This window comes from Lactobacillus hominis DSM 23910 = CRBIP 24.179, assembly GCF_000296835.1.
Lineage (GTDB): Bacteria > Bacillota > Bacilli > Lactobacillales > Lactobacillaceae > Lactobacillus > Lactobacillus hominis.
Genome location: NZ_CAKE01000001.1, coordinates 194329 through 207405, shown reverse-complemented (window position 1 = coordinate 207405; position 13077 = coordinate 194329). Strand labels below are relative to the sequence as shown.

The window sequence follows — 13077 nt, the reverse complement described above, 5'->3', positions numbered from 1 at the left end:
TACATTTTTCTAAACTATTATTAATTGTAAATATATCCATCTTTGGGATAGAAAGTTGTTATTCTAGGATTTTTAAACGTGGAAGTTAATCCGCTTATAGAAGCTATATTCTTAAAACCCATTTTTTTAGCAAGATAGGCATCTTTTTTATTAGTGAGCTTACATAATCCAACTAAGATGTTTTGTAATTTCTTAAAATTATATTTTTCATTCACTGAATACATTAGATCAATTAAAATTAAAATAACTACAGCGAGCTTATGGGGATAATTATCTCCATTCATATTGAGATACTGTTTATATCTTGCTGGAATTTTGGGCATAGTTTTTAATGAAATATCAACCAAATCTCCATTATGACAACAGATATTTCGAATCAAATTCAATAATTCTAAATCATTAATCAATTTATTTACGTCTTGATGAAAAAAGTGTTTACTAATAATCTGTTTATTCTGAGGTTTCATCAGTTTAACCAAATAAATACTCTGACCAAAAGTTAAAGTATTCACTGATAGCCAAATGGGTGGGAAAACTTCAAATTCCCTACTGCTTTCAAACTTTTGAATATCAATATAATTTGATTTCCGAACTTGTTTCTGCAATTGAGACAAGAATTTTAGTTCCTCATTTTTTAATTTATATTTATTAATACTAGACCCTATATGCCTGTTATAACCTCTAGTTTGGCACCAATATTCAAATGTCAAATATAAATATGGGTCGTCTCGTCCAAGAATATAAGATATTTCATTATTTAATGCCGTTTCAATATCGCTTATTGATTGAAATATCGCTTGTTTAAGCTGTTGATCTCTATAATATCTTTTTACCAAATTATTATATGTAATCTTCTGATATTTATTTTCTTCTTTATTCCAAAAAGGAATTGCATATTGCTTTAATTTATAATACCCAAGTACCTTTAAAGTTTTAATCTGTTTATTAAAATCAGAGTTTGTAGGGTCAATTCCTTCTACTCCCCTCTGCTTAAACAAAAGAAGCTGTTCTTCATATGAAAGATGTTGTTCCATATTAATTTCTCCATAAAAAAACCTCCGCTGATGGATAAATCCGTCATTGCGAAGGTATGATCTAATTAATATTATACATATCTTTTTAATTATGTCTAGAATTTTTATTTTTTAATCAAAAATAAAAAGAACTGATACAAAAAATCAGTTCTTTTTAAATGAGAGAATCCTAAAAACTTTTTACTAAATTACTTTTTATCTTTCAATCGACATTGCACTAACATGGCGATTCCACCACATTGGCAATTCTTGCACCATCTTAGTGAATGCTTGTCCTCTGTGAGAAACGCTGTTTTTCTCGGCAATTGACATTTCACCTAAAGTTTTACCCAATTCTGGCACCATGAATAATGGATCATAACCATAGTTTTGTTCGCCGTGCGGATAAGTCATAATCTCGCCTTTGATCGTGCCTGCACTAATTAAATCATCATCGCTATCTGGCCAAGAAATAACTAATGCTGTATAAAGCTGCGCATTTCTTTTTGCACTTGCAACCCCGCCCATTGCTGCCAAGAGCTTAGCGTTATTTCTTGCATCATTATGAGCTTGACCAGCATATCTATAAGAAAATACACCAGGTGCTCCATTTAGATGATCAACACAAAGTCCGGAACTTTCTGCCAAAGTTGGCATCCCCGAAAATTGCGCATATTTATGAGCCTTGTCTTTTGCATTATCTAAAAATGTCGTTTCATTTTCGACAAATTCTGGTACATTATCAAAATCATTTAAAGAAACTAATTCAATATCAGTATCAAATTCATCTAAAATATCTTGTACTTCTGCCACTTTATTGTTGTTATAAGTTGCGTATAATAACTTTTCCATTGCTTAATTCTCCTTAAATTACCATGTATAATCTTCGCTTGAAATTAATCCGCGTCCAGTGGCCTTATCAAGCAAAATTCTCTGTTCATAATGAGCCACGTTGCGCTTGGTGGTCTTAACCATATCTGGATTTACTGAAACATAATCGATACCCTGTTTTACCAAAAATTGAGTAAACTCTGGATATTCTGATGGTGCTTGGCCGCAAATTGAAACTGTCTTGCCATCTTTATGAGCTGTCTTAATCAAGTGAGCTATTGCACGTTTAACTGCTAGATTTCTTTCGTCAAATAAGTTAGAAACAGTATCATTATTGCGATCACACCCCAAAATAAGCATCGTGAGGTCGTTTGAACCAATTGAATAGCCATCGACATATTGGTTAAATTGATCGGCCAAAATGATATTTGATGGAATTTCTGCCATCATATAAATCTTGAAGTCTTCATTTCTAACTAGGCCATTTTCTGCCATTAATTCCGTGACTTTCTTAGCTTCTTGAACAGTCCGGCAAAATGGAATCATCACGTTCAAGTTCTTTAAGCCATATTCATTACGAACTTTCTTAACTGCTTGCAGCTCTAGCTTAAAGGCTTCAATATATTTTGGATCATAATACCGCGATGCTCCCCGCCAGCCAAGTAAGTCCGCTGGTTCGTGCGGTTCATATTTTTCTCCGCCCTTTAGATTGCGGTATTCGCCTGACTTAAAATCAGAAAAACGCAAAACTACTGGTCGTGGTTCCATTGCCCGGGCTACTTTGGCAATCCCATTAGCAAGTTCGTTGACGACGCGTTCTGGATGCCCTGTTTCAATAAGATATAAGGGATGCTGGTGAATATAAGTTGTCCATAAAAATTCTTCGCGCATCAAGCCAATTCCATCGGCTGGCAAATCTGCATATTTTGCAGCTAATTCAGGATCGCCTAAATTCATCATGACGCCTGTTGCTGTTGGGGCAAAATATTCTTTTACCGGCGTTTGAGCAGGCTTTTCATCTTTGGGTTGAACCAAATCTTGTATTAGACCGTCATAAACTACGCCGTCTTTTGCATCAACAGTTACTGTTTGACCATTTTCTAAAACCGAAGTTGCTTTAACTCCACGGCTAGCTGTACCTACTAAACATGGAATTTGCATTTCACGAGATACTATTGCAGCGTGACAAGTCATCCCACCGTTATTAGTGATAATTGCAGTAGCTTTTTTCATAGCTGGAACCCAATCAGGTGAAGTCATCAAGGTAACTAAGATCTCGCCTTTTTGAAATTGATCAATATCTTTTGGATCGTCAATCACATGAACTTTGCCAGAAACCAAGCCAGGACTTGCAGGAAGACCACGCAGGATAACTTTTGCATCGCTGGATGTGACATTATCTTGCTCAGATTCTTTCGCTTTGTCATTATCTTCATTTTTAGCTTTATTTTTTTGTGACCAAACGGTTTCAGGCCGTGCTTGCACAAGCCACAACTTATCATTTTGATCTAACGACCACTCCATATCCATATAGCAGCCGTAATGTTTTTCAATTTGTTTAGCGTAATTAGCTAATGCTAGAATTTGTTCATCACTTAAGGCAGGCATCTTAGCGCGACTTGATGAAACATCTTTTTGCTCGACGCCACCATCTGGCAGACGCACTAATTCAATATTTTTATTATTGATTGTCTTTTTAACAATTTTCATCGTCTTTTTATCGACGACATAATTGTCTGGTGTTACCGTTCCTTGAACAATATATTCTCCTAAACCCCAAGATCCTTCAATCATGACCTTGGTATCGTCGCCAGTAGCAACATTAACGGTGAACATAACGCCGGCTGCTTTAGAAAAGGCCATCATTTGAACGGCAGCAGCTAAGGCGACTTTTTCTTGTGGGAAGTGCTTTTTAATCCGGTAATATGTAGCGCGATCAGTAAATAACGAAGCGTAACACTCCTTAACTTTTTGAATGACTTCTTTACGGCCATGGACGTTTAAGTAAGTATCTTGCTGGCCTGCAAACGATGCATCTGGTAAATCTTCGGCAGTTGCACTTGAACGCACAGCCACAAAAGGTTCATTAACGTGCATTTTGATTGCGAGTTCATCATAAGCATCGCCAATATAGCGAGCTAAATCAGCTGGCATATTGCTATCAACAATAATACGACGAATCTTTTTACAAACACTATGCAATTCGTCAGAATTTTCAATATCTTTTAAACCAGCTAATAATTCATTAACGCGCTTGTTGCAGCCGGTCGCTTCCATAAAGTAGCGATAAGCATTTGCCGTAGTTGAAAAGCCATAAGGAACTGGAACGTCGGTACCCGAAGTTAATTCCCCAAGCGATGAGGCTTTTCCACCAACTAGAGCAACATCATTACGCTTTAAATCGTCAAACCAAAGCACGTATGCTTTATTCTTTAAAACCATTATTCATTCTCCTAGTAACTATACCATTTTTGTGTATACGCTTTCATACACTACATGTATATATTTACTCATTTGTGAAATAAAGTCAACCAAAATGTATTCATCAATTCTATAAATTACCTATATTGCGGTGTTATTTAACCTGATTTATCAAAGCTAAAAGCAATAAATTGTGAAATAAAAAAAGATGATTTATTTTTCAATAAATCATCTTTAAACTAGACCAATTTTTGATATTTAATTATTTCATAGTCATATTTATTTTTTTCATCGCGTTGATAAAATTCTCGATCAATAACCTTAAATTTATTCATGTCAATCTGGCTAGCCTTGACATCGCCTTTAAATGTAGAATCAATCTGCGTCACAATTAATTCATCGGCCAAATCCATAAATTGATCAAAGATTGTCCTGCCACCAATCACATAAACATCATCGTTTATTTCTTGCACGGCATTCTTTAATTCGGCTAAGTCGGTAAAAATCTTTACTTGGGGATTATCTTTAATTTGATCATATTTTTCGGGATGATGGGTTAAAACATAATGCTTTCTTTTAGGTAAAACTTTAGGTAGGCTCGTAAAAGTCTTACTCCCCATCACCATGACATGACCTAAAGTTTCTTTCTTAAAATGCTGTAAATCGGCTGGCAAATACCACGCAATCTTGCCCTGATAGCCGATATTGCGCTGCAAATCTTGCGCCCAAATCATCTTAATCATTGGACTGCTCCTAAACTGCAACGGGTGCATGCAAAGCACCAGCATGCTTGTAATCTATTAACTTAATATCTTTCATAGTAAATTCATCAATCGTCTTTTTATCTGGATTAAGCCATAGCTTTGGTGCATCAAGTGGCTTACGAGAAAGCTGTTTTTTCACTTGTTCAAAGTGATTTTGATAAATATGAGCATCGCCTAAAGTATGGACGAATTCGCCGACTTCAAGTCCAGTTTCGCGTGCAATTAAATGTATTAATAAAGAATAGCTAGCAACATTGAATGGCACGCCTAAAAACATATCGCCTGAGCGTTGGTATAACTGGCAGCTAAGTTTACTATTATTTACATAAAATTGAAACAGTACGTGGCACGGAGGAAGGACAGAATTTGGTACATCTTCCGGATTCCAAGCCGTCACAATGAGTCTACGCGAATAAGGTGTCTTTTTAATTTGGTCAATCACATTTTGAATTTGATCAATAAAACCACCATCGCGTTTTTGCCAATGACGCCATTGCACACCATAAACATCTCCTAAATTACCGTATTTTTGAGCAAAAGAGTCATCATTTAAAATGCAATCGTCGAATTTTTTTAGCTCTTTTTGATAAATTTCATTAAATTCGGGATCACTAGATGCGCGAAGACCAAAGTCGGTCATATCAGGTCCTTGATATTCTGGACTAGTCACCCAATTTTTAAAAGCCCATTCATCCCAAATATGGTTGTTGTGTTCTAGTAAAAACTTAATGTTAGTATCGCCATGTAAAAACCAAAGCAATTCACTCTTAATTAAACCAAATGGAACCTTCTTAGTAGTTAAAACCGGAAATCCTTGACTCAAATCAAAACGCATTTGCGCACCGAAAATACTGCGTGTTCCCACGCCAGTGCGGTCCTGCTTATCATGTCCTTGCGTCATAATCGTATTTAATAAATCTAAATAAGGTTGTTCAAGTATCATAATTTTCCTCCAGCAAAAAAGCTATAAAAATAACCTAACATAGATTAGCGAGCTTGGTAAATACAAAACTAATTTTGTAAAAATTTAGTTATGTTAAAATAGGTTGATTACTGTTAAAGGAGTTTTATAGAAAATGCTAGTGCTAACTTGGGACATGGTTCGTAGAATCGTTGAAATTTTATGGATTATTAACGTCATCTTCGCTGTCTGGACCGTCTTTCGCTCGCATCGCGATATCGCTTCGACTTGGGCATGGTTACTCGTCTTAATCGGTCTGCCCTATATCGGCTTTATTTTGTATTTACTTGTAGGAAGACAGTTGTCGCATGATAAGATTTTCATTATCAAGCAGGAACAAGAAAAGATTCGCGATCACTTTTTAAAGCAGCAAAGACAAATGCTAGATGCGCACGACTTGTTGCCAAGCCTGGATCAAAACATGCGCAGTCGGCGACTAGTTGAGCTAAATTTGAATAACGATGATGCAATTTTAACGATTGATAATAGCGTTGAAACTTTTATCGATGGACCGAAGTTATTTGATAATCTGATTGATAATATTAATCAGGCAAAAGATACAATTAATATTGAATTTTATACTTTTTATGCAGATAGCTTAGGCAAGCGAGTTTTGGCAGCTTTAGAAAAAGCAGCACAGCGTAAAGTTAATGTCCGTGTTTTGTATGATACTAGTGGTTCGCACGGAACAAAACCTAGCTTTTTTAATAAGTTGCGTGAATTAGGCGGTTTGGCTCAACCATTTATTTCTGACTCATCCAATCACTGGTACACTACCCCTCGCTATAACTATCATTTACACAGAAAATTAGTGATCATTGACCATAAGATCGGCTATATCGGTGGTTTCAATATCGGCGACCAGTATGTTGATCAAAGCAAAAAATTTGGTCACTGGCGCGATACTCATTTAAGAGTCGTTGGACAATCAGCTGCCATGATGGAAGTGCGCTTTACGATGGATTGGAATACTTCTTGTCGTAAGTCGCATGTTGCGCAAATCGACATCGATGACGAAATTAAGAACTTCAAACTCGACTGGGATCGTAAAGATCCTAACTCTGTAGCAATGCAAATTGTAGCCTCGGGTCCTGACAATGCAAATTTAGCAATTCAACGCGGTTATGAAGAAATCATCGCCCAGGCGCAAAAATACGTCTACATTCAAACGCCTTACTTGATTCCTGGTGATCCAATTTTAGAAAGTCTAGTCATTGCCTCAAAAAGCGGCGTAGACGTACGAATCATGATTCCATGTATGGCAGACCATCCTTTTGTCTATCGGGCAACAGAGTATTATGCTAAGTACTTAACTAAGCAAGGCCTCAAGATCTATAAATATGACAGTGGCTTTATTCATGCCAAGACTATGGTTTCTGGATCAGATATTGCTTCAGTTGGATCAGCCAACCAAGACTTTAGATCATACCGATTGAACTTTGAAGTTAATGCCTTTTGTTATAGTCCGCAATTAACAAAAGAATTAAAAGAAATATTTGAAAAAGATATTGAAGAATCAACTTTGCTGACAAATGAATACTTTGACCAGCAATCAAAATGGCGCAAATTTAAGCAATACTTCTCAAGATTGCTCTCGCCTATTCTTTAATCGAACATATAGACAAAAAAGCCATCCCACAAGGGAGGACTTTTTTAGTTTGCACTAAAATTGATTAGTGGCGTTTTATTCCGACTAATTCTACTTCAGTTGATCAGAAGCACAAGTAATTTAGTGTTCTATGCTAATAACGCCAATTTCATCTTGGAAATCAATTTCTTCTTAAATCTCTTAATTCTAATCCGGGGAATGTTATTTTCAGCGACAATCTGCGTAATTGTTTTTCCTGCTAAAAAATGCTCAAACAAGATTAATAATTCTTCTTGTGTCATCTTAGCAATTTCTTGTTTTAATATAATTAGATTCTGCCAGTCATAATCATTGCGATACAGGTTAAAAGCATCATCTAGCTCGCTACAACGTTCTTCGTGCTTTTTAATCTTACGCAGTTCATCTATCGTCTTCCAGATAATCTTCCTAAAAGCGAGCTTATCTATTTCCTTAGCAGGTTTACTTTTTCCATATTTATCAAGTAATTCCGCATACAGCATAATGCCATCTTGCATTATGTCTTCATAATATACGTAATTGCGTCGCACATTACTTACCTTTAATGCGCCAGCTACTAATTTTTTGTTTTCCCATGCTTTGATAAAGCTTTCTTGACTAATCATTATTGTGACCTCGTAATTAAATGTCACAAGCGCTTGTGCAAGTAATAAATTATCAAGTTTTATTCTTCAAAAAAATCCAAGCTTAAACATTAATCAATACCTGATATAACAGCATCTCTTTTCTAGTTTAAAAAATAAAATGCTGGCTTACCAGCTTTTTCACATATTCAAGCTTGGATACAAAAAAGCTAGTTCTTGTCGAACTAGCCTACATAATTGAAAGTTTGCGTTCTGCTTTACGCTTAATATGGTTAAAATCATCCATATTAAATTCCATCCCTAAATCACTAAACATTGCTTTACCAAAATTTTCATAGCAAGCATGTCGCATTTGATCAACGAGTTCTTTTAACAGATGCTCATCATCTTTAACAATATCTTTTTTAATTAAGTAGTCTTCATTAGTGAGTAGCGTCTTTTCTTGACTTATTTTTCCGCATTCATGAATATGCCAGCCATGCTGAGCAATTGTGTTTTCGATTAACTTGCTCATTACCCAATTATGGGTAATTGCTTCATTGAGCCTTTTGGCAAAGTGCTTTTGTCCATGCTCAAAAACGAATTGATATTGGACGCCATGAATCTTTTTGCTTGTTAAAACTACGCTGCAAGCTTTACATTTATAATCCACCATCTGATGTAGTCCCACCCAGTCGCTACTTTTATCACAGTATCCATTGATTGAAGCAAAAGCATACTGCCATAATGACACACCATGGTGAAACTTAATATTGAGAATTTGGTTGATCATCTTTTGCAAAGATACATTAGCCAGTAACTGATGATTAAACATATGATGTAACATACGTTTGGGCGTTTTTTTACTCAGGATAAAGCCTTTTTTAGCATCGATAATAAAGCTTGCATATTTGCCATTTAATAACTGACCTTCAAAATTGTAAACGGCAATGACATCTTTATTAAAGCGATAATTTGAATCTTCATGAACGTACTTAATGAAGCTGCGTTGTTTTAGATATTCAGTGATTTTTTCTTTACTTAAGACACGATACTTTTTTGCTTTGGGAAGGTTATTAGTAAGCAGATGCAAATTAAATCTTTTATTCATCCCTTCTCTCTTTCTAGATTTAGCAGCATATGTTTTTGCTTATTTGTCTGCTTATTGTTTATTGTTTTGTTTTATTTTATTTGTAAGCAAGATCTTATCACATCTACACAGGAAAATTAACCCCAAAATGCAAAAAAAGCCCAGCTATCTAGCATTTAACTAAGTAGCTGGGCTGAATAAATTTATCATTAAGCTCCGTGATATTGAACTAATGAATAAATATCTGTATCAGGGAATTTTTCTCTACCCTTTAAGTCAGGTAATTCAATGTAAAATGCAGCACCAACAACTTCGCCGCCAAGTCTTTCGACCAATTCCTTAGTGGCATGCAAAGTTCCAGCAGTAGCCATCAAGTCATCGCAGATGACAACTTTTTGACCGGGCTTGATTGCATCTTTGTGCATTTCCAAAACATTTGAGCCATATTCCAAGTCATATGAAGCACTTTCTACTTCTCTAGGTAACTTATGCGGCTTACGAGCTGGAACAAAGCCAACTCCCAATTCTGTAGCCACTGGGCATCCTACGATAAAGCCACGTGCTTCTGGTCCTACGATTACTTCAGCATCGCGACTTTTAGCGTATTCAGCTAATTTATGAGTAGCTTGTCTGTATAAGTCACCATCTTGCAAGATTGGAGTGATATCTCTAAATACAATCCCCTTGTTAGGAAAATCTTGTACGCTTGCAATGTACTTCTTAAAATCAATAGCCATGAAAAGTATTCCTCCATTTGACCTTTTCAAAAATAACGGTTAATCCGTTTGACTGTTATATTTTACCAGAAAAAGCCCGTAAAATCATTGATTTAGAGTTTTTTTCTAAATTGAGCAGCATAATTAATCAATTGATTCGACGGCATTGTCTTCAATTGTCTAACAAATTTCAATTCAGCACTTATTTTTTGCAAGTACTTAGAATTATTCAGAGGCTGATTTTGCGGATTTTCAACTGGTTTTAAGTGTCCGTCTTGATACCGCACAAATTTTAATTCAAAAAACACTCGCAAAATAAAGAGCACACTTTGATAATCTAAGCCAAGATATGGTGCAACGCTTTGGTAATCCTCTGGTCGCAAATTAGGATGAGTATAAATATATTTGAGTGTTTTGGCAAAATAAGTTTTATTAGGAATATTTTGCACTGGCAATTCATCAACCAAAAAACGCAAATATAGTTGATTATAGCTATTTTCAAAAGCATTCACTAATTGCTTAGAATCACTTGGCGTGTCTAATAAAACAATGCTCTCATTTTGGCTATCATAGCCATCAACTAAGCCAATACGACTTTCATCGATACCCAAGTTATTGACAGCCCAAGAGCGGTTTTTCTCATTAAAGAGCAAATACTTGTCGGCAAAGCCCATCACGTAATTTTCTTGACGCATATCAAAAATTCGTGATGGAACTGCCAGCCTTGGTGCTGCAAAACTAATTCCTTCGATCATTGCCTGCAAGCTGACACGTTTTTGCCAGCGATTAGCTGAAAGCGTCACAAACAATTGATCAATAAAAGGCATCAAATTTTGATTCAAAAACGGCTTGTTAAAACCAACGACATCGAGCTTCTTATTATTTTTAGAAACGTCGAATTTAACGTGGGTCTTGTCTTTGCCGATTTTATAAAAGTGTTCGATTTGTGGCTCAGAAATTGAAAAAATAGGCTGTTCATTATCAGTACCAAAAGGTCCCACATGCTCAATTTCTTCTAAAATGCCAGTTCCCACTTCATCAAAGTCTAATTCCAAATCATAGTATTTTTTCTCTAAATTAGTTTCGACCTTAAAGCTCTTTTCAAAGGCTTGACGTAAATTTTCTAAGTTATCTTCTTCTAAAGATAAGCCGCAAGCAAAATCATGGCCACCAAATTGCGTGAGTAATTCATCTTTCATCGGCTCCAAAGCATTAAATAAATTAACTCCTTCAATTGAACGTCCTGATCCTTTAAGTTGACCATTTTCCCCTTTTGTCAAAATTATCGTCGGCTTATGTGTATGTTCGACGACTTTATTTGCTACTAAGCCTAATACTCCTTCGTGAAAATCAGGATTATAAATGACCAAAGTATTACGCTGACCCCAGCCATTGTCTTTGACGCTTTTAAGACAGTCTTGATAAACGCTTGCTGTCAAATCTTTGCGCTCTTCGTTCAAACTTTCGATTTTTTCAGCTAAAGCTTGAGCTTGCTGCTCATCGTCTGTTAAAAGTAAATCAACTGCTAATTCCGCATTATCTAAGCGACCTACTGCATTAAGCCGCGGAGCAATATTAAAGCCAATATCTGTTTCATTGATAGAGCCTAAATTAAGTCCAGCTAATTTTATTAAAGCGCGTAAGCCTGGGCGCTGCGTTTGATTAAGCATCTCAAGACCACGTTTTACAATAACGTGACCCTCGCCAGAAACCTTCACCATATCGCCAATTGTCCCAATCATCGCCAATTCTAGCATGTCAGACATTGGGTCTTGCATTAATGCACGTGCAATCGTATAAGCCACACCAGCTCCACAATAGTCATCAAAGGGATATTTTTGTCCTGGATAATTGCAGTGTACAATGGCGTAACTATCAGGTTTTTGGTCTTGGAAAGTATGGTGATCAGTTACAATGGTATCAACGCCATTTTTTTTAGCATAGGCCACTTCATCAATTCCAGTTACGCCATTATCGACAGTAATGATTAATTTAGTACCATCAGCCACAATATCTTTATAACGATCTAGGCTTGGCCCATAGCCATCTTTAAAACGATTGGGAATAAAGAAATGAACGTCGGCGCCTAATATTTGGAGCGTTTCAACCATAATGGTCGTTGCCGTAATTCCATCAGCATCGTAGTCACCATAAATAGTAATTTTTTCGCCATTATCAATTGCTTGGTTGATACGATCAATTGCTTTATCCATGTCATGCATCAAAAATGGATCCGCCAGATTTTCTTCAGTTGCATCAAACCAAAATGATAAATCCTTAGCGGTATTTATTCCGCGTAACGAAAACAACTTAGCCTGCAAGGGGCTAAGTTGAAATTGATCAATTAAATCTTGTGATAAAGGACTTGCTTGTCTTTGTTTCCATTCCATTATTTTAATTTAAACACCTGTAAATTTTTGTCCGTAGCTTTTTCAGTCTTGATTAAATTACCACGCACTGCCCAGCGGTTAACACCACCATCGGCACAAGTAATTAGTGTAACGATATTTTGTTTAGTGTTATTAACTAGCCAAACTGCAGTTGGATCGACTTTTTTCTTCATGTAAATCTTGTAAACATAGATTTTCTTTAGATTGGTTAAGTAGACTTTCTGTCCAACTTGCGCATTTTCTAAAGGAGAAAATAATACGCCCTTAGCCGTCATATAGTGGCCAGCTAAAGGATAATTACCCGTACCCATCACTTGGTCAGCACGCATGGTGCCACCACCAGTCGACATTGCATCGTTACTTAGCCCTTTCATAATGGGTAGATACATCTTCACGCTAGGAATGGCGATTGCGCCAATGGCATCAGCTGTATTTTTAACACGAGATTTGGTAACTTGGCTAAAGTCAATTTCTTGCACTTTAGAAAAATCAAACATCCCTTTTTTCTTTTCGTTTTTTTCGATAGTGCTTTTATCAAGCTTTTTCAAGGCACTGGTTTGATTTTGACGAACCATATAATCACGAATCTGACTATTAAAGATCATCCCTAAGCCAATAATTAGCAAAACGACTGCTGCAACTCTAAGCCAAGTAACTTTAGCTGGAGTTTTTTTCTTATTTTTTTTATTTTCTGGCATAGT

At 36.1% G+C, this 13077-nt stretch carries 11 protein-coding genes; 1 reads left to right on the top strand and 10 read right to left on the bottom strand.

What is annotated here, in order from left to right:
* Nucleotides 1-20: 20 nt before the first annotated feature.
* The 5 genes from BN55_RS00950 to BN55_RS00930 form a co-directional block, all read right to left on the bottom strand.
* Entirely contained in the window at nt 21-1034 is a 1014-nt protein-coding gene (locus BN55_RS00950; protein ID WP_008469670.1) for an Abi family protein, read from the bottom strand.
* 195 nt (nt 1035-1229) lie between these two features.
* Entirely contained in the window at nt 1230-1865 is a 636-nt protein-coding gene (gene rdgB, locus BN55_RS00945) for an RdgB/HAM1 family non-canonical purine NTP pyrophosphatase (protein ID WP_008469669.1), read from the bottom strand.
* 18 nt (nt 1866-1883) lie between these two features.
* On the bottom strand, nt 1884-4286 hold the full coding sequence (ppsA, locus tag BN55_RS00940) for a phosphoenolpyruvate synthase (protein ID WP_008469668.1): 2403 nt from the start codon (nt 4284-4286) through the stop codon (nt 1884-1886).
* A 218-nt stretch (nt 4287-4504) separates the two neighbouring features.
* Nucleotides 4505-5008, bottom strand: coding sequence for a dihydrofolate reductase (locus BN55_RS00935; RefSeq protein WP_008469667.1), 504 nt, complete (start codon nt 5006-5008; stop codon nt 4505-4507).
* Nucleotides 5009-5018: 10 nt separating this feature from the next.
* Nucleotides 5019-5975, bottom strand: coding sequence for a thymidylate synthase (locus BN55_RS00930; RefSeq protein WP_040469067.1), 957 nt, complete (start codon nt 5973-5975; stop codon nt 5019-5021).
* 130 nt (nt 5976-6105) lie between these two features.
* On the opposite strand from BN55_RS00930, the gene cls reads away from it, so the two are divergent.
* The gene (cls, locus tag BN55_RS00925) at nt 6106-7599 is read left to right on the top strand and encodes a cardiolipin synthase (protein ID WP_008469665.1); all 1494 of its coding nucleotides are present in this window, start codon (nt 6106-6108) and stop codon (nt 7597-7599) included.
* A 128-nt stretch (nt 7600-7727) separates the two neighbouring features.
* Here the strand turns inward: cls and BN55_RS00920 are convergent, their stop codons facing one another.
* From BN55_RS00920 to BN55_RS00900, 5 genes are all read right to left on the bottom strand, one after another.
* The gene (locus BN55_RS00920) at nt 7728-8222 is read right to left on the bottom strand and encodes a sigma-70 RNA polymerase sigma factor region 4 domain-containing protein (protein WP_008469664.1); all 495 of its coding nucleotides are present in this window, start codon (nt 8220-8222) and stop codon (nt 7728-7730) included.
* Nucleotides 8223-8430: 208 nt separating this feature from the next.
* Entirely contained in the window at nt 8431-9291 is an 861-nt protein-coding gene (locus tag BN55_RS00915; RefSeq protein ID WP_008469662.1) for a hypothetical protein, read from the bottom strand.
* Nucleotides 9292-9479: 188 nt separating this feature from the next.
* Nucleotides 9480-10007, bottom strand: coding sequence for an adenine phosphoribosyltransferase (locus BN55_RS00910; RefSeq protein WP_008469660.1), 528 nt, complete (start codon nt 10005-10007; stop codon nt 9480-9482).
* A gap of 92 nt (nt 10008-10099) precedes the next feature.
* Entirely contained in the window at nt 10100-12376 is a 2277-nt protein-coding gene (recJ, locus tag BN55_RS00905) for a single-stranded-DNA-specific exonuclease RecJ (protein ID WP_008469659.1), read from the bottom strand.
* Nucleotides 12376-13074, bottom strand: coding sequence for a class A sortase (locus BN55_RS00900; RefSeq protein ID WP_008469658.1), 699 nt, complete (start codon nt 13072-13074; stop codon nt 12376-12378). Before BN55_RS00900 ends, recJ begins: the two co-directional genes overlap by 1 nt.
* Nucleotides 13075-13077 lie beyond the last annotated feature (3 nt).